Source organism: Elizabethkingia occulta, assembly GCF_002023715.1.
Lineage (GTDB): Bacteria > Bacteroidota > Bacteroidia > Flavobacteriales > Weeksellaceae > Elizabethkingia > Elizabethkingia occulta.
In genome coordinates this window covers 528,931-546,311 of sequence record NZ_MAHX01000013.1, presented here as the reverse complement: position 1 = coordinate 546,311, position 17,381 = coordinate 528,931, and the positions used below count along the sequence as shown (strand labels likewise).

Sequence of the window (17,381 nt, the reverse complement as noted above, 5' to 3'; positions counted from 1 at the left end):
GTAGAAGCAAATGTTTATATATTGATTCCTCCGGAAAATGATAAATTCTGAAAATATTATTTCCAGAATTCATCATAATAGGTATTGGTTTCTGTCTCAGGGATAACATCAAGAAATTTTCCTATTTTTTCCAATGCTGAAGTATCCAGAATTTTTTCCAGATGAGGAAACCACATCCGCTCTCCGAAGCGGATGTTTTGTTTCAGTGCACTCTAAATAAGATATTTATGCAGGAATTATTTTATAGAGAAAGCCTGCTTTACCGGAATACCTCTCCAACTATCCGGCATTTTCAATCCCAGCAGCCATGCTATAGTAGCACCAGTATCGTAAGTAATAATTGTATTCTTCAGTTCCTGACCTTTCTTTACTCCTTTACCATAAACCACCCACGGAATCAGAACCTCATCCAGAGATTTTCCGCCATGTCCTTTATCTTTACCACCATGGTCAGCCGTTACAATAATAACAGTTTCGTTGGCTATACCTGCATCCTTTACAGCCTGTACAATTTTTCCGATACGGGCATCTACCTTTTTTAATTCTTCATAATAAGCCGGTGTACGATGTCCTATATTATGACCAACACCGTCCGGCTGATCAAGATGAACAAACGTAAGCACTGGCTTTTTCGTTTTGATAACTTCTACAGCAGACTCTGTACAGAAATCGTCATTGTCTTTTGCGGGAATTCTTATATCTGTTGTTCCTTTCTGCACCAGAGGATCTATCCCCTGCCAACTGTATACCAATGCTGTTGTCAAAGAAGGTTTCTGTTCTTTTAATATACTGAAAATGGAAGGAAACATTCCTTCTTTTGTAAGATCCGAAGAAGAGATCTCCGGAACAGCACTATTCCATTCGGTGTAACCATGCAACGTAGGTCCTGCTCCCATAATCATAGATGCCCAATTAACAGCACTGGACGAAGGCAGTACGGAACGTGCTTTCAACGACCATGAACCTTCTTTCATCAGGTTCTTCAGATTTGGCATATCAGCTTCTGGTAAGGCATAAGCCCCAAAACCATCGCATCCGATAAGGACTACATGTTTTACCTTTTGTTGTGCATACACTACTAATGTGATGAAAAGACTCACCAGCACCAGAACAGATTTTCTCATGATATTTGTTTTAATGGTTATTCACCAAAGATACACAAAGTATGAGAGTTAGGTCGCTATTCTGTATTACTAAGACTTAACATAATCTGAAAATTCAAAACATTCTTTATTTAAATATTATATTTACAATTAAACCTTATAGGTTTGTGAAACCTATAAGGTTTTTATCTTATAAAAAATCCTGCCAAAATATTGAATCTTGCCAAAGCAATAGCCAATTTATAATATATCCAGAGCTTCTAAAATAGCCTGATAAATTTCTTCTAAGTCTTCTTTAGTGGTACAGTAAGGGGGTACCAGATAAATGATATTTCCCAGCGGGCGCATTAGTATACCACGCTGTAAGAAATAAGGATATAATATTTCGTGCATATCACTGAAATAGGAAGTCTCCTCATCTATTTTCCATTCCATGGCAAATATTGTCCCTGTCTGACGTACTTCTTTTACATTAGGATGCTCCGCCAATATTTTAGCAAACTCTTTATGCTGCTGCACAATACGCTGTATCTTTTCCTCTGTGTCTTTCAACAACAATAAATCCAGACTCGCTAATGCTGCTGCACAAGCCAGCGGACTTGCCGTAAAAGAATGTCCGTGAAACAATGCTTTTGTTTTATCATCCGAATAAAAAGCATTATAGATTTCCTGTGTGCAGGTAGTTATCCCCAAAGGGAGCGTTCCGCCCGTGAGACCTTTTGAGAAGCACATAATATCAGGAACTTCCGACAGATGATCTACAGCAAACAGCTTTCCAGTACGTCCAAATCCTACAAATATCTCGTCCTGAATAAGTAAAATATCCCTGGATCTACAAAACTGCATCAGCTCCGAAAGAGCTTCGGCTTCATGCATTAGCATACCGCCTGCTCCCTGTACCAAAGGCTCATAAACAAAACAAGCTGCTTCGTCCGCATACAAATCTATATAGGCTTTTATTTCTTTCAAATTCTCTTTCGTCGGAACATCTATAAACAATACTTCGAAGAGTTGCTCCCCAAATGGATTTGTCCATATTCCGCTTCCACTTACTGACATTGCTCCGAAAGTATCACCATGATAACCATTTCTAAAAGCAAATATTTTATTCTTTTTTACACCACGGTTATAATGAAACTGAAGGCACATTTTCAGTGCTACTTCTATAGCCGTGGAACCATTGTCGGTATAAAATGCTTTTTCCTGATTACCGGGTAACAAAGACAAAAGCCGTTCAGACAATTCAATAGCATTAGGATGTGTAAAACCTGCAAAGATTACCTGCTCCAGAGTTTCCAATTGCTGTGATACTTTGGCCGCTATATAAGGATGCGCATGTCCATGCAGCGTTACCCACCATGACGATACAGCATCTATATATCTTTTTCCGTCTGCATCATAAATATAAGATCCTTCTCCTCTCACAATAGGAATATGACTGGCTGTTTTCATCTGGGTATAAGGATGCCAGTTCACTTTGCTATCACGTACTATTAACTCTTGCTGCATGCTACTTCTCTTTCTTTAACCATAGGTTTCAATCCTAATTTCTGTAGCATTTGCATATCTTCCGACACTCCCGGATTTGGAGTTACTAACAATGTCTCCCGCTCGCCGGTAAAAATAGAATTTGCTCCTGCCATAAAGCACCATGCCTGCTCAGCTTCTGTCATTTCTATACGGCCAGCACTAAGACGCACCATAGAAGCTGGCATTGCAATACGGGCTGTGGCTATCATTCTTACCATATCCCAGATGTCAACTTTTGGATTATTTTCCAATGGTGTTCCCTTCACTCTTGCTAAAGCATTTACCGGAACCGATTCGGGATGTATCTCCATATTAGCCAGAGTTCTCAGCATTGCTACACGGTCTGCATGAGTTTCCCCCAAACCTATAATACCACCTGAGCAAACCGTAATTCCCGCTTTTCGCACATTGTTTATCGTATTGATACGGTTATCGAATTTCCGGGTAGAGATAATCTCGTCATAATATTCTTCTGAGGTATCCAGATTGTGATTATAAGCATATAAACCCGCTTCCTGCAATCTTTTAGCCTGTGGTTCGGTTAACATTCCTAAGGTACAACATACTTCTAATCCCATCTCATTTACACCTTTTACCATATCTATAATACGGTCGAAATCTCTGTTATCTCTTACCTCACGCCATGCTGCTGCCATACAGAAACGGGAAGCTCCTCTTTCTTTAGCTTTTTGCGCATGAGCCATTACAGTTGCTGTAGGCAAAAGCGCCTCCACTTTGATATCGGTATGATAGCGTGCTGCCTGCCCACAGTAAGAACAGTCTTCTGTACAACCTCCTGTTTTTACAGACAATAAAGTCGAGATTTGTACCTCATCTGCCTTATGCCATTCGCGATGTACTGTCGCTGCCTCATATACGAGCTCCATCAATGGCTTGTTATAAATGTCGAGCAACTCTTCTTTCGTCCAGTCATGGCGCAATGTCTTTTCTTTGGTCATATTGTTTGATTTTTACTTTTACTTTTATTTTTCAACACCTGTATTTACTGGCATTTGTTTCTTTTACTTTAAATTCCGCTGAACACTGTCAGCTACTTCCTGAATCACTTCTCTGGTAAGATCTTTAATCTCTGGTAACTCTATTACTTTTGAATTTTCCGGAATATGTTTCAACAACACTTCTCTGGTTTCCGGAACAAAGTCTCCGTTGAAAACAACAAAAGCAACTTCTATATTTCTATAGCCAAGTGCTTCCAGAGAAAGAAGTGTATGGTTGATACAACCCAGATAATCTTTGACGACAAGAATAGCAGGTATATTAAAATGTTCGATAAGATCTATCATAAACTCCTCATGATTTAACGGAACAAATAATCCACCAGCACCCTCTGTTAACAGCATATTATCGGTTTCAGGTAATCGGAAGTCATCCACCTTAATCTCTATTCCTTCCATAGCAGCAGACTGATGCGGAGATGCCGGATATTGCAAACAAAAGCGTTCGGGATGTATTCTCCATTCATCATTGGTCAATTGCTTCACAAGCATACTGTCAGATTGATCCAGATCTCCGGATTGCACAGGCTTCCAGTAATCTGCCTTAAAGTATTGCCTCAATACAGCAGAGGCTATTGTTTTGCCGACACCCGTACCTATTCCTGTAATAAAGTATTTAGTATTCATTCTGTTATTTTCTTGTTGTTATTTTTTACAACCACATAGGCACAAAGTTGCATATCGTTATACCAAGGTATCTTCGATACTGATATAGAGTACATAGCTGATGTGCAAAATTTATTTTCTATGAAAATCTTATTATCATGACTAATCCTATGTTTCTATGTGGTTTTATTGAATATTCATTCTACTATTTCCTTCTCACTGTTTTTTCTAACCACATAGACACAAAGTTGCATATCGTTATATCAAGGTATCTTCGATACTGATATAGAATACATAGCTGATGTGCAAAATTTATTTTCTATGAAAATCTTATTATCATGACTAATCCTATGTTTCTATGTGGTTTTATTGAATATTAATTCTACTATTTGCTTCTCACTGTTTTTTCTAACCACATAGACACATAGTTGTGTATCGTTATATTAAGGTATCTTCGATACTGATATAGAGTACATAGCTGATGTGCAAAATTTATTTTCTATGAAAATCTTATTATCATGACTAATCCTATGTTTCTATGTGGTTTTATTAAATATTCATTCTACTATTTGCCTCTCACTGTTTTTTCTAACCACATAGGCACAAAGTTGTGTATCGTTATATCAAGGTATCTTCGATACTGATATAGAATACATAGCTGATGTGCAAAATTTATTTTCTATGAAAATCTTATTATCATGACTAATCCCATGTTTCTATGTGGTTTTATTTAATATTCATTCTACTATTTGCCTCTCACTGTTTTTTCTAACCACATAGGCACAAAGTTGTATATCGTTATATCAAGGTATCTTCGATACTGATATAGAATACATAGCTGATGTGCAAAATTTATTTTCTGTGAAAATCTTATTATCAATACTAACTCTATGTGGTTTAAAACAGTATTTTATCTCTTTTGTGGTTAAACCAGTCTGAATATCATTTTCAGTCATGTTTCAAATTATCTTTAATTATACTGGCTAGTTCATCTATTTCCGAAGGTGAATTGAACTGATGCAGTGTAATCCGCAAACGTTCGCTTCCAGCTTTTACCGTGGGAGAAAAGATGGGATAAGTATTTATTTTTTGTTGTTTTAGCTCTTGTACAGCTTTACAAAGCTTTTCCACAGTGGGAAACTGTACAATTTGTACAGGGCTCGTACTTTGAGACAGAGCATGAATCTGGTACTTCCGGAAGTACTCTATATTGTTTTGTAATTCATTTTCTAAATGTGGATAAGTCTCAAGAAAATGATAAGCTTTAATAATTCCTTGTACCTGATATCCCTGCATGGCAGTGGAATAAATAAATGGTGAAGCAAAATTGATAAGATATTCTTTTAACACATTACTTCCCGTTATCACTGCACCCTGCATCCCGAAAGCTTTTCCATACGTTATCACTGTAGCAAGAACACGATTCTGTAAATTATACCGGTGTACCAATCCTTTTCCGAATACTCCCACCGCATGAGCTTCATCCACAATTACCCATGCAGCATATCGCTCTGCCAGTGTAATAATTTCTTGTAACGGAGCAAAGTCTCCATCCATAGAATACAGACTTTCCACAGCAATAAATACTGGCCCTGTTGTACGGGATAATAAATACTCTAAATGATTCAGATCATTATGTCTGAATTTCTTTTTCTGAGCATAAGACAAAGCACAACCGTCATGCACAGAACGATGCACCAGTTCATCAACCAATATTGTATGATGCCTTCCTGCGATACAGGAAAACAATGCGAGATTGGCTTTGTATCCTGACGGAAACAATAAGGCACTTTCTACCTTATGGACTTTGGTAATAAATTCCTCTGCCTGTTCATAAACAAGACTGTTACCACTAATCAATCGTGATCCCGTAGCTCCGGAAAGCAGTTCCGGATTTATATTTAACAATTCGAGTAAATACTGTTGAAAAGCTTTATTACCTGCAATTCCCAAATAGTCATTGGACAAAAAGTCAATTCCTTCTTCCTGTATTTTCAGACTACGGTAATTTCCATTTTCCCGTCTGTCCGCCAATACCTTATGCCAGTGCTCCGGCTGATTCATAAGATAAAACTTCTCTTCCTACAGCGTCAATCCAATCCTGAAACAATTGATTTTCTATCTTCAGAACTTCTCCGGCATAATTTTCCCAATTCTCGTGGAAACGTTCCAACTGTTGGATCATTTCTTCAAGATGGCCTTCCTCTTCCAGAATAATAGACTTTACCATTACTCTGGACTTCGTTTTATCCAATGCTTCTTGGTAAACAGGATAAAGTTCATCCGCTCTTACTTCTATAGCATAGGTTACAAACAGGTAAGAGGCATATCGAAGTGCTTTTCCGTCTAACTGAAAAGTATCTTTCAGAAAACGGCTGGCCTGCATATCCAATCTGTGGAGATATTGTCGGGTATATCCATGTGCCAGCATTTCATCTGCTTTATAATTAATACAGTAATCCGGTATCAGTTTCAGTATTTGCTTTTTCAGATAATAAGCATGACGATGTTCTTCTGCAGCATGCTTTAGCTGGATAAGATCTACCGTTACCGGATCTTCACAGGCAGATATTTTCCGGGCACCAGCATTTTCCATAAACGAAAGTGTATTCAGCCATTTCGCATGTATCTCATTATCCAGGATAATCGCTTCTATTATTTTTTGCATATAAATATTTGAAGCAAAATTATTATCTTGCCGGACCTTAAATGGTACCAGATTTAAAATAATGAGTAGTCCGGATCAGTTTTTATACAAGAAAATAATCTATATAGACAAGAAATCGTCACGACCTGTATATCTACAGATCGTTCATCAGATGATCAATGCTATACAGCGGGGATATCTGATGAAAGGAATGAAATTACTGGGAACCAGAAATATGAGCATTATTCTGGAAGTACACCGAAAAACTGTTATTGCTGCATATGAAGAACTGGATGCTCAGGGATGGGTAGAAACAATTCCAAATAAGGGAACATTTGTAATTGAAAGCGGAACTACCAAAAACATTAATATAAAGACTCCGAAAAGGCAAGACCTTGCAACTTATCCACAACAGACAGGTTTCAGTTTCCGCCAAAGTAATCTTCTGGACAATCCTTTTGAACATTCGTCCTGCACGTATATCTTTAACGACGGTGTACCAGATACACGATTATCTCAGATCGGAAACTATTCCAGCTTTTATAGTGCCAACCTGAAGCGTAAAAGCAGTTACAAAAAGATAGGTTATTATAATACCGAAGGCAGCGAATACTTTAAAGAACATCTTGCTCAGTATCTTAACCTGAGCCGGGGACTGCACATCAGTAAAAACAACCTTCTGATTACCAGAAGTACGGAAATGAGTATTTATATTATCTCCGAAATCCTTCTGTCTGAAGACGATATGGTAGTTGTAGGAGATCCCAGTTATTTTGCTGTAAATATGATCTTTCAAAAATCCGGCGCTGTTATTAAAACAATCCCGGTAGATGAGGAAGGTATTCGCACGGATCTTATAGAGGAACTGTGCAAAACCACCAAAATCAGGATGCTCTATCTAACACCGCACCATCACTACCCTACTACAGTACCTCTTAGTGCCCAACGTCGGCTTGAATTACTGTCTTTGGCTTCGCAATATGGTTTCGCTATTGTAGAAGATGATTATGATTTTGAATTCCATTATGACAATACTGCAATATTGCCGATGGCCAGCTCGGATACCGATGGCATGGTAATCTATGTAGGCTCATTTGGTAAATCCCTGGCTCCAGGATTTCGAACAGGTTTTATTGTAGCACCTGAAAATCTGATGACAGAAATGCGTAAATACCTGGGCATTATAGACAGACAAGGCGACATTATTATGGAACAGGCATTGGGAGAAATGATTGCAGAAGGTGAAATTAACCGTCACCTGAAAAAATCAGCCAAGATATATAAAGAACGCAGAGATCTGTTCGCGGGTTTGCTTCAGGAACATCTGGGGGATCATATAAAATTCAGTATTCCTTCCGGCGGACTTGCGGTATGGATGGAATGGCGGTCACCGATTAATCTTTTTCAGCTAAGTGCCCACTGTCAGCAAAACGATCTTTTTATTCCCCGTACACTATTGTACCAGAACAAAGACTTCACCGCCCTCAGATTGGGTTATGGCCACTTAGAAGAGGATGAAATGAACAAATCATTACAAATCCTTCGCAACGCAAATGAATCGCTGAAAAAATAATCTATCCTAAATAATTACAATCCGTTCAGGTTATAATCATTTTGTAGGCTTAAACCCATAAGTGTAAACATTATACGGTAATAAACGCTGTGCAAAAAATTTCGAAATAAAGCTTCCCAACAGCAAAGGAAAGAATAACAAATAGCCATTGGGCACTAAACTGCAAACCAGAAAAAGTGCTGTTAACGGAGCATAAATGGAAGCTGATAAAGTTGCTGCAGCACCAACCAATACAAAATTAATGAGAATAAGATCTGTATGGAAATAAGTATTACACGCCAAAGCAAACAGTAATCCCAACAATGCACCCGAAACAATACTCGGGGCAAATACACCACCGTCGCCACCAGCACCAAGAGTTAAAGAAGATGCCACAGGTTTCAGGAAAACCAATGCTAAAAGTAAAAGCATGGATACTTCTTTATGATTTAGAGCCTGGTTTAGAATTCCTTTAAGGCCATGATAACTGTCACCGTTTAATACCGGCAAAAAGAAAATCATACTCCCTACCATAAGAGCACCCAGATTTACACGAAGAAAATTGTTATCTATTTTTGAGAAAAAATCTTTGATACGGATCACCAGAATGGTAAAATAAACTGACAAAATCCCGCCCAGCAAACTTAGTATTATAAAAAACGGTACTGCCGACCATTTCCAGCCACTAATATTAATATCCAGTAAAGGTTTGCTATCGAATAAAAAGATAAATAGTCCTGCAATAAGAGCAGAGGCTGTACAGCTTATCGCCAGAGATTTATTGATCTTGCGGGCTATAACTTCCATAGCAAATAACCAACCTGCAAGCGGGCTTCCGAACAAAATGGCGACTCCGGCTGTTACTCCGGCGCAGATCAGTTCACGTTTATACATTTTCGCAGAAAAGCCTTGTTCATAAGCCATATTACCAACAGTAGCTGTAGCAACCACAGTGGAAACTTCAACACCTGTAGAACCTCCAAAAATTACAGTAAGAAAACCGTTCAGATAGTGAGACGGTATTTTGAAAAAAGGTAAATGATCTTTTCGTTGATCCAGAGTTTTATATATTTCTGTGATTCCTTTATTCTTTCTGTTCTGAAAAAAAAATTTTCTAAGGAAATAAATTGCCGTAATCCCAACAGTAGGCAGTACAACAAATAATAAAGAATTATGTTCTTTTGCCAAAGAGAAAAACTTTTCCTCCAGATATTCGGTAATATGCTTTAAAGAGAAAGCCATCAATGCACATATTAACCCCACCAGCAATGATAACAATATAAGTCTGAAGTAATGTCGGATAATGACCTTTTTTCTTTTCATATAAAAGATTTAGGCATTGAAAAATGCTCTGTAAAGTTACAATAATCATCTTTTTTTTCAAAATACACAGAAATAATACCTATAATAAATCAAAAGCTTTGTTATTCAGAAAAATAGCTGTATGAAAAATTATGAATTTTCAGTAAATTGCAAGTATAGTAAGACACAGCTGGCTAAATTTAATAATTTACAAATAAATGACCCAAATACACCATCTAAACTGTGTAAGAATTGTTTCTCCATTTAATGATAATGTATGTGGACATTGCTTACTGATTCAAGAAGATAATAAGCTTATCCTTATAGATACGGGCATTGGACTTCTGGACACACAACAACCTGTTGAAAGAATAGGTCAACAGCTTATTGATATGGTCGGCTACCGCTTCAGCGAAGATCTGACAGCGATACTACAAATTAAAAATCTTGGTTTTGCCCCGCAGCAGGTAACTGACTGTATTATATCTCACATGGACAATGATCATATTGGCGGTGTTGCCGATTTTCCTCAGGCAACTGTACATGTAGGAGCTGAGGAATTTGACAGTTTTAATTCCGGAAATCCCAGATACATAAAACTGCCTATGGCACATCTGCCTACCATTAAAACCTATGCTAAAACAACAGATGAGTGGTATGGTTTTGAAGCCAGAAAAATTGAAACAGATACTGAAGCTGAAATCTATCTTATTCCCCTGTTTGGTCATACCGAAGGGCATTGTGGTATTGCCATAAAGGCAAATAACCAATGGATATTTTATGTTGCAGATGCTTACTATCTGAAAGCAGAATTATATGACAGCAGCCATCCTGTAAATGAATTGGCAAGAATAAGTGCCGAAGACAATGATTTGCGCATAGAAAACATCAATAAAATACGAAAGCTAACCGATGAATATCCTGAAATTGAAGTATTTGGTTATCATGATATAGAAGAGTTCAGACGTTACAACCCTGAAAAAGTACACTAACCCATATAAACACCAATAACATGAGCAGAAAAGAACATATTATCAGAAGTTATATTAATGCTTATAACCAGTTCGACATTCCCGGGATGGTAGCCAATCTCCACGACAATATCATTTTTAAAAATATTCAGGACGGAGAAACTAACCTGCTTTTACAAGGAAAAAAAGAATTCAGACGACAGGCTGAATTGGCTAAAATGTACTTTACCGAAAGACAGCAGAATATCACATCGGTAAAACATTCCGAAGATCAGACCGAGATAGAAATAGATTATTTTGCAGTTCTTTCAGCAGACATGCCTAATGGATTAAAAAAAGGAAATACTCTCAAACTAACAGGCAAATCAATTTTCAAATTTTTGGATGACAGAATTATTGAGTTAACAGATATAAGCTAAATATGGTAAGAACAGAAACTATAATTGCAGTAAGAAATGTATCCAAAAGTTCAGAGTTCAAAAAAAAGCTGCTGAACTACAGCAGTGCCCATAGTGGAGAAACTTTCGAAATACTGAAAGATGGTGATACTGTAATCCAGTGTCTTCATAAATGGGTGAGAATTATCACCCCACAATGCTGAACATTGAAAAAAAACAACAACGGAGTTTTTTTATTTTTTAGAGTCAGTAATATCAAATCAGTTTATTCTGAGGGATCTGGACAATTATTATCTTATTATTTCTGAATAAAACCCAGCGCTGCCATGAGCAATACTAAAAACGCAATATCAGGCTTATTAATATTTGTAATGAATATTATTTATCCACAAATTCAAAATGTGAATAAAGTAATAGACACAAGTATAAAGAAGGACAACTTCAACGGTGCTATACTTTTAGCTAAAAATGGCAAAACCGAGCTATTAACTTATACCGGGCTGGCAGACAGACATTATAACATCAAATTTTCGGACAAAACAAAGTTTCATATTTTCTCACTTACCAAAACATTTACTGCGGTATTGATTATGCAGCTTTATGAAAAAGGAAAAATAAATCTGGATGCCCCTATAGAAACCTATTACCCTGAATATAAAGGTGAAGCAGCTAAGAAAGCAACAATAAGAAATTTACTCACTTACAGCAGCGGACGTGAAAATAAAGACATCAGCTCTCCAGAACTCATTCATCAGGCTTATGATAATACAATCTGGGATCTGGATGATTTTATTAATACATTTCTTTCTGAAAAATTAGTAGATCAGCCGGGTACGAAGTTTAGCTATAATAATGGCGATTATATCTTACTAGGCAAGATTATTGAAAAAATATACAATAAACCTTTTGAACAGGTTCTGAAAGAAGAAATATTAGGACCTCTGAAAATGTACAATACAGGATTTCTGCATCATAATGACATTATGCAAAATATAGACGATGGCTACGTTGCTGATGATTCAGATTCTTTTACTTTGCATACTCCTACCAATACCTATATCGACAATTTATATTCTGCCGGAGCTATGTATTCTACACCAAAAGATTTACTGATATTTGATCAGGCAGTTTTTAATCATACTATAATTAAGAAATCGACCTTGGATATTATGCTTACATCCAATAAAGAATTAGGTGATGTCGCCTTAGGCTTATGGGTTTATCCTAAAAAGTTTGGTGCTGTAAATACAATGTTTGCCGAACGACAAGGGGAAGGCTATGGACATAGTGCTAACTGGGTACATTTAATTGATAAGAATATTTCATTAATTATTTTATCAAACACCAAGGATATTAAATATCTAAATAAAATGAGAGAAAGATTGATCTCCGCTTATTACGGACAATAAATAAACAAAAGCAAATAACATAAAACACAAACATGAAGGATATACTTGATAATTATGAGACATATGGACCATTATTTTTAGTAGATCAGGAACATTACGAAGAGTTTTGCAGTTACCTTAAAAAAATAACTTTGAAAAAATCGGAGTTTTTTCTAAAGGAGGGCGAGCAATGTGAATATCTTGGTTTTTTGAAAAATGGGCTTATGCGAACTTTCTATATCAACGAAAACGGAGAAGACATCAATTTTAATTTCCATTTTAATCATCATTTTTTCACAGACTATGAAAGTATTCTTCAGAATGTAAAATCCAAGATGAACATTAAAGCACTTAAGGATTCCGAGATTATGTTATTGCATAAAGACGATTTACAAAAACTCTATCAGAAAGAAGCTTACTGGCAGGAATTCGGAAGGAAAATGACAGAAGTAATCTTTCTAAGTGCCCAGAAGAGGATAGAAGAACTTTTATATTATGTTCCCGAAAGAAGGTATTATAACCTTTTGTCAGAAAACCCTCAGATCTTTCAGTTAGTTCCTCAGAAACATATTGCAAGTTATTTAGGAATAAAACCTCAGTCTCTGAGCAGGATAAGAAACAGGACTGTAAAACGTTAACCTAAGTGAAGCATTTTTAGAAACCTCCGGTTGTATATTTGTTATACCAAAACATAACAGTATGGAAACAAACAATCTGACAATTATTTTAGTTCACGGGGCGTGGGGCGATGGCTCACACTGGAGACATGTTATTGAAAATCTTCATAATGAAGACTACATCGTTAGAAGCGTTCAGCTTCCATTAACATCGTTAGAAGACGATATCCAAAAAACAAAAGACCTGATCGACATGCAGGAAGGCAGAGTCATTCTGGTTGGACATTCTTATGGAGGTGCCGTTATCTCTGGCGCAGGACATCACGACAAGGTAGTAGGACTTGTATACATTGCTGCTTTTGCACCGGATAAAGGAGAAAGTATGGGAGGAATTTTTGAAAGAAGAGAACAGCCTTCAGGTGCTGCTAATATTTACCCGGATTCTAAAGGCTTCTTATGGATTAAATATGACAAATTCCATGAGAGTTTTGCGCAGGATCTGAATCCTGATGATTCAGTGGTAATGTCTTTATCACAAAAACCAATTCATGGAAGTATTTTCGGAACAGAAGCTGGTGAGCCGGCATGGAAAACCAAACCCAACTGGTATCAGGTTTCCGATCAGGATCATATGATTCCGCCAGCAACACAAAAAGAGATGGCAGAACGTATGGATCCGAGAAGAATCTTGCACCTGGATGCCAGCCATGCTTCATTGGCAACACATCCAAAAGAAGTTACAGATCTTATTAAAGAAGCTGTAAGCGTTATGTATTAAAATTTTTAATTTATTTATAATCCAGAACCTCCTTTTTCAGGGAGGTTTTTATTTTTCTATCGGTAGCTTATCGGAATTAATTTCAATATCACTAAATAAATAGTTGTATATATAAAATCTTTAGCTAACTTTACATAACTAAATAGTTAGTCATAAAATTTTCATCAATCAATACAAAATGAAATCAATTCTAATTTTCTTTTTAGCACTGGCCTTGTATCAACAAATACCTGCACAGGAAAATTTTGACAAGGCAAATAACAAGACAGATTCTTTCGTTCAGAAAAAAATGAAAGATTTAAGTATTCCGGGAATGGCTGTAGCCATAATAAAGGACGGAAAAATAGTAAAGAAAGCTGTATATGGGACAGCAAATATAGAATGGAATAATAAAGTTACGCCCCATACTAACTTTCAGATTGCGTCCTGCACAAAACTACTCACTTCTACCCTTCTCCTTAAAACTATCTATAACAAGAAGATAGATTTGGAACAATCTTTAGATAACTATCTGGATTCAGTTCCGGAAGATTGGAAAAAAATAAAGATTAAAAACCTCATCAGTCATTCCAGCGGCATTCCTGAATTCTATGACAGCAATAGCTATCTTCCCACAGAAGAGATTGTAAAGCAGCTTAAAAATAAGCCTCTGACATTTGAACCCGGAACAAAAGAGCAGTACGGACAGTCCGATTTCATGGTACTATCCTATATTTTGGAAAAAATATATGGCAAACCTTTTACTGTAGCTTTGCGTGATGAAGTTATCTTACCTCTGGGCATGACGGATGGAGCTTTTGACATGGAATTCAAGGTGGATGGTCGATACATGCGCACCGACATCATCAAGGAAAGAGCTACAACCTATTACAACGATAAAGGAAAACTTGTTAACTACAAATTCCTTTATCCACAATATACTTATCCGGGCGGTGGTTATTATGCATCCATCAATGATATGAGTAACTGGGCAATTGGCCTGGACAAAAGCACAATATTTTCTATTACAGCTGCAAATAAGCTAATCTACAACAGCGATAAAATAGGAGATAAAACCGCCGAATTTTCCAAAGTAGGCTGGGCTTTGGAAAATAACGGAAATATATTTTACGGTGGACACAGTGGTGGTCCTGGTTTAGGAGATGTTTTGAGATTCCCAAAGGAAAAAATAACCATAATCACCTTATCTAATGATGGAGAGTTATATCCTCAATTCTCACGGGCTATTGCATCGTGGTATATAAAGGGCTTATCTCCAAGATTAGAAATAGAAAAATTCGACAGGTAAATACGATTATTATATATTCAACGTTTTAATCCTCTACATATCTTCTGCCTGCCGCTCTGAATCCAAAGAAGAACATCAGAATAACTGCTACAGCCAGAAAATAAAAAGAACTCTGCCAGCCTGAATTCCAGTCATGCAATTTTCCAAAAATCGGAGGCCCGAAAGCTGCAATAAGATAACCAACGGATTGCGCCATTCCAGATATTTTAATAGCATTAGCACTGGATTTTGTACGCAGGGAAAAGAACAATATGGATAAGCTAAACGATAATCCGTTTGATAATCCTAACAATATTGCTGTGAAATATACCCAGTCCGATTTTAGCCATGCAAACATCAGAACACCCGCCATCATAGGAATACAAACGAAAGCAATCATTATTTTCTGATCTTTCATTTTGTTCGCAATAATAGGTCCGATAAAGGTAATAGGAAGCATGGCAATCTGAATAGTGAAAAGTACCCATCCCGGTGCATTCCCCGTCATACCATAATCTCCTAAGACAGCCGGAAGCCAGGAAACCAGGCAATAATATACCAATGACTGTAAGCCCATAAATATACTGATATTCCAAGCCTGTGCAGATTTAAACATATTGAAATCTGACTTGGCAACATCTGTTTTCTGCTGCTTTGCCGTATTTTTATTAAAGAGAAGTTCCAATATTACAACCAGCAAAGCAAGCAATGCTATTATTAACCATATTCCTAAAGATCCCTGCCAGCCGTAGCCTGTCCATTGTCCGATACTGATACTATAACCAGATGCCAAAGCTGCTGTAAGATTCATGGCCACAGCAAAAATCCCTGTCATAAGACCAATCTGCTTCGGAAAATTGTTTTTGATATATCCCGGAGTAATTACATTACCAATGGCAATACCAAGACCTATAAAAACTGATCCTGCAAATAATGTCCATACTGATCCAAACACACGCAGAAATAAACCAAAACTAAGGATTATAAGTGCATATAGTAAAAATCTGTTGATGCTGAACCGGTGAGAGAAACGGCTAACCAGAACCGAACAGCTGGCAAACATAAACAGCGGTATGGAAGTCAGTAGACTACTCTGAAAATGATCCAGATGTAATGTACTGCCTATCTGATCCAAAACTGGACCAACAGCTGTTATGGGAGATCTGAGATTACTGGATACCAGTATTACAACTAAAATATTAATCAGCAATAAAAAAACTGAAGCTTCTTTTCTTGTTTCGTACTTCATCGTCATAAAGATTAGAGTACAAAAGTAATTACGTAATTTTATTTAAATTTGCCATAATATTAATATAAAACGACATGAGCTGCAGTCAAGATCCTATCAATATAGATGATATAGAAAAGCCCTATTTTGTTTGGTTTGAAGACAATTGGATACATGATGACGAATTGCACTCGCATCGCAAAGGCCAGTTGGTATATGTGGAAAGCGGCTTCCAGTATCTGACTGTTGAAGGAAAAATTTATCTTTTACCTCAAAATCATGCTGCCTGGATACCATCAGGGCATATCCATAAAACCAATTCGCACTCCGAAAAGATCAGACTGATGATTATGTTTTTCGAAATCGATAAAGATGATTCGTTTTATAAAAAAGTCAGTGTGTTCCTAGTTCCGCCGGTGCTAAAAGAAATGATTAAATATTCTGAAAAGTGGTCTAAAAAAATACAAGAAGATCCTAATGAAACTATATTCTTAAAAGCCCTAAGCAATGAACTTCCTCAGTTTGTTGCACGCTCTCTGCAACTGCATATCAGCCCACCGGAAGACAAAAGACTGTGCAAAGCTATCGATTATCTCCATGAACATTACACCGAAGATCTGAGCATGGAAGATCTAAGTGAAATTGCAGCATTATCCCTGCGTACACTGGAAAGAGTATTTAAAAAAGAAACCGGATTGACGCTAAGTAAATACCAGCAAATGCTTCGTATTATTAAAAGTCTGGAATTATTAAGCGACCAGGAATGGACGATTTCCGAAATAGCTTTTAAAACGGGTTATAAAAGTCTGCAGGCATATACCAATAGCTTCTTTTCTGTTATGCAATACCGCCCCAGTGAGTTTCTGAAAAAATTGATTTAGATTTTATAATGCTTTTTAAATATATAACATTACTTTCATTTTGTCTGTCCTGTTATAAACCTGATCATCTATAAGGCATATAATATTGGTCATTTCA

General features: G+C 36.9%; 17 protein-coding genes. 9 read left to right on the top strand and 8 right to left on the bottom strand.

The genetic code is table 11. The features are described 5' to 3' along the window. Nucleotides 1-236: 236 nt before the first annotated feature. The 6 genes from BAZ10_RS08855 to BAZ10_RS08830 form a co-directional block, all read right to left on the bottom strand. Nucleotides 237-1,124, bottom strand: coding sequence for an alkaline phosphatase (locus BAZ10_RS08855; protein ID WP_078771733.1), 888 nt, complete (start codon nucleotides 1,122-1,124; stop codon nucleotides 237-239). 219 nt (nucleotides 1,125-1,343) lie between these two features. Beyond that, the gene (gene bioA, locus BAZ10_RS08850) at nucleotides 1,344-2,612 is read right to left on the bottom strand and encodes an adenosylmethionine--8-amino-7-oxononanoate transaminase (RefSeq protein WP_078771732.1); all 1,269 of its coding nucleotides are present in this window, start codon (nucleotides 2,610-2,612) and stop codon (nucleotides 1,344-1,346) included. Continuing rightward, nucleotides 2,597-3,592 (bottom strand): biotin synthase BioB, encoded by a 996-nt coding sequence (gene bioB, locus BAZ10_RS08845; RefSeq protein ID WP_078771731.1) that lies wholly within the window; start codon nucleotides 3,590-3,592, stop codon nucleotides 2,597-2,599. Before bioB ends, bioA begins: the two co-directional genes overlap by 16 nt. A 63-nt stretch (nucleotides 3,593-3,655) precedes the next feature. Further along, the gene (gene bioD, locus BAZ10_RS08840; protein ID WP_078771730.1) at nucleotides 3,656-4,276 is read right to left on the bottom strand and encodes a dethiobiotin synthase; all 621 of its coding nucleotides are present in this window, start codon (nucleotides 4,274-4,276) and stop codon (nucleotides 3,656-3,658) included. Between the two features lie 927 nt (nucleotides 4,277-5,203). After that, nucleotides 5,204-6,319: an aminotransferase class I/II-fold pyridoxal phosphate-dependent enzyme gene (locus BAZ10_RS08835; protein WP_078771729.1), complete on the bottom strand. Its 1,116-nt coding sequence runs from the start codon at nucleotides 6,317-6,319 to the stop codon at nucleotides 5,204-5,206. Beyond that, on the bottom strand, nucleotides 6,294-6,923 hold the full coding sequence (locus tag BAZ10_RS08830; RefSeq protein ID WP_078771728.1) for a hypothetical protein: 630 nt from the start codon (nucleotides 6,921-6,923) through the stop codon (nucleotides 6,294-6,296). Before BAZ10_RS08830 ends, BAZ10_RS08835 begins: the two co-directional genes overlap by 26 nt. Nucleotides 6,924-6,984: 61 nt before the next feature. Between BAZ10_RS08830 and BAZ10_RS08825 the strand changes: the two genes are divergently transcribed. Next, nucleotides 6,985-8,475 (top strand): aminotransferase-like domain-containing protein, encoded by a 1,491-nt coding sequence (locus tag BAZ10_RS08825; RefSeq protein WP_078771727.1) that lies wholly within the window; start codon nucleotides 6,985-6,987, stop codon nucleotides 8,473-8,475. 36 nt (nucleotides 8,476-8,511) lie between these two features. Here the strand turns inward: BAZ10_RS08825 and BAZ10_RS08820 are convergent, their stop codons facing one another. Continuing rightward, nucleotides 8,512-9,777, bottom strand: coding sequence for a chloride channel protein (locus tag BAZ10_RS08820; RefSeq protein ID WP_078771726.1), 1,266 nt, complete (start codon nucleotides 9,775-9,777; stop codon nucleotides 8,512-8,514). Nucleotides 9,778-9,974: 197 nt separating this feature from the next. On the opposite strand from BAZ10_RS08820, the gene BAZ10_RS08815 reads away from it, so the two are divergent. The 7 genes from BAZ10_RS08815 to BAZ10_RS08785 all read left to right on the top strand — a co-directional run bounded on the left by BAZ10_RS08815 (nucleotide 9,975) and on the right by BAZ10_RS08785 (nucleotide 15,196). After that, on the top strand, nucleotides 9,975-10,748 hold the full coding sequence (locus tag BAZ10_RS08815) for an MBL fold metallo-hydrolase (protein WP_078771725.1): 774 nt from the start codon (nucleotides 9,975-9,977) through the stop codon (nucleotides 10,746-10,748). A gap of 20 nt (nucleotides 10,749-10,768) precedes the next feature. After that, nucleotides 10,769-11,146 (top strand): nuclear transport factor 2 family protein, encoded by a 378-nt coding sequence (locus BAZ10_RS08810; RefSeq protein ID WP_078771724.1) that lies wholly within the window; start codon nucleotides 10,769-10,771, stop codon nucleotides 11,144-11,146. Between the two features lie 2 nt (nucleotides 11,147-11,148). Further along, on the top strand, nucleotides 11,149-11,328 hold the full coding sequence (locus tag BAZ10_RS19265; protein WP_245803784.1) for a hypothetical protein: 180 nt from the start codon (nucleotides 11,149-11,151) through the stop codon (nucleotides 11,326-11,328). A 123-nt stretch (nucleotides 11,329-11,451) separates the two neighbouring features. Continuing rightward, nucleotides 11,452-12,534, top strand: coding sequence for a serine hydrolase domain-containing protein (locus BAZ10_RS08800; RefSeq protein WP_078771723.1), 1,083 nt, complete (start codon nucleotides 11,452-11,454; stop codon nucleotides 12,532-12,534). A gap of 32 nt (nucleotides 12,535-12,566) precedes the next feature. Next, nucleotides 12,567-13,151, top strand: coding sequence for a Crp/Fnr family transcriptional regulator (locus BAZ10_RS08795; protein WP_078771722.1), 585 nt, complete (start codon nucleotides 12,567-12,569; stop codon nucleotides 13,149-13,151). A 61-nt stretch (nucleotides 13,152-13,212) separates the two neighbouring features. After that, on the top strand, nucleotides 13,213-13,908 hold the full coding sequence (locus BAZ10_RS08790; RefSeq protein ID WP_078403761.1) for an alpha/beta hydrolase: 696 nt from the start codon (nucleotides 13,213-13,215) through the stop codon (nucleotides 13,906-13,908). A 178-nt stretch (nucleotides 13,909-14,086) separates the two neighbouring features. After that, entirely contained in the window at nucleotides 14,087-15,196 is a 1,110-nt protein-coding gene (locus BAZ10_RS08785; protein WP_078771721.1) for a serine hydrolase domain-containing protein, read from the top strand. Between the two features lie 25 nt (nucleotides 15,197-15,221). Here the strand turns inward: BAZ10_RS08785 and BAZ10_RS08780 are convergent, their stop codons facing one another. Beyond that, entirely contained in the window at nucleotides 15,222-16,424 is a 1,203-nt protein-coding gene (locus tag BAZ10_RS08780) for a CynX/NimT family MFS transporter (protein WP_078771720.1), read from the bottom strand. A gap of 74 nt (nucleotides 16,425-16,498) precedes the next feature. Here BAZ10_RS08780 and BAZ10_RS08775 point away from each other — a divergent pair, with 74 nt between their 5' ends. Further along, nucleotides 16,499-17,284, top strand: coding sequence for a helix-turn-helix domain-containing protein (locus BAZ10_RS08775; protein ID WP_078771719.1), 786 nt, complete (start codon nucleotides 16,499-16,501; stop codon nucleotides 17,282-17,284). The last annotated feature ends 97 nt before the right edge of the window (nucleotides 17,285-17,381 follow it).

Excerpts from the sequence above, each read along its gene's own strand:
- bioB (WP_078771731.1), bottom strand. The coding sequence starts at position 3,592 with ATGACCAAAGAAAAGACATTGCGCCATGACTGGACGAAAGAAGAGTTG.
- BAZ10_RS08835 (WP_078771729.1), bottom strand. The coding sequence starts at position 6,319 with ATGAATCAGCCGGAGCACTGGCATAAGGTATTGGCGGACAGACGGGAA.
- BAZ10_RS08800 (WP_078771723.1), top strand. The coding sequence starts at position 11,452 with ATGAGCAATACTAAAAACGCAATATCAGGCTTATTAATATTTGTAATG.
- BAZ10_RS19265 (WP_245803784.1), top strand. The coding sequence starts at position 11,149 with ATGGTAAGAACAGAAACTATAATTGCAGTAAGAAATGTATCCAAAAGT.
- bioD (WP_078771730.1), bottom strand. The coding sequence starts at position 4,276 with ATGAATACTAAATACTTTATTACAGGAATAGGTACGGGTGTCGGCAAA.
- bioA (WP_078771732.1), bottom strand. The coding sequence starts at position 2,612 with ATGCAGCAAGAGTTAATAGTACGTGATAGCAAAGTGAACTGGCATCCT.
- BAZ10_RS08855 (WP_078771733.1), bottom strand. The coding sequence starts at position 1,124 with ATGAGAAAATCTGTTCTGGTGCTGGTGAGTCTTTTCATCACATTAGTA.
- BAZ10_RS08815 (WP_078771725.1), top strand. The coding sequence starts at position 9,975 with ATGACCCAAATACACCATCTAAACTGTGTAAGAATTGTTTCTCCATTT.
- BAZ10_RS08810 (WP_078771724.1), top strand. The coding sequence starts at position 10,769 with ATGAGCAGAAAAGAACATATTATCAGAAGTTATATTAATGCTTATAAC.
- BAZ10_RS08780 (WP_078771720.1), bottom strand. The coding sequence starts at position 16,424 with ATGAAGTACGAAACAAGAAAAGAAGCTTCAGTTTTTTTATTGCTGATT.
- BAZ10_RS08785 (WP_078771721.1), top strand. The coding sequence starts at position 14,087 with ATGAAATCAATTCTAATTTTCTTTTTAGCACTGGCCTTGTATCAACAA.
- BAZ10_RS08820 (WP_078771726.1), bottom strand. The coding sequence starts at position 9,777 with ATGAAAAGAAAAAAGGTCATTATCCGACATTACTTCAGACTTATATTG.
- BAZ10_RS08795 (WP_078771722.1), top strand. The coding sequence starts at position 12,567 with ATGAAGGATATACTTGATAATTATGAGACATATGGACCATTATTTTTA.
- BAZ10_RS08790 (WP_078403761.1), top strand. The coding sequence starts at position 13,213 with ATGGAAACAAACAATCTGACAATTATTTTAGTTCACGGGGCGTGGGGC.
- BAZ10_RS08825 (WP_078771727.1), top strand. The coding sequence starts at position 6,985 with ATGAGTAGTCCGGATCAGTTTTTATACAAGAAAATAATCTATATAGAC.
- BAZ10_RS08830 (WP_078771728.1), bottom strand. The coding sequence starts at position 6,923 with ATGCAAAAAATAATAGAAGCGATTATCCTGGATAATGAGATACATGCG.
- BAZ10_RS08775 (WP_078771719.1), top strand. The coding sequence starts at position 16,499 with ATGAGCTGCAGTCAAGATCCTATCAATATAGATGATATAGAAAAGCCC.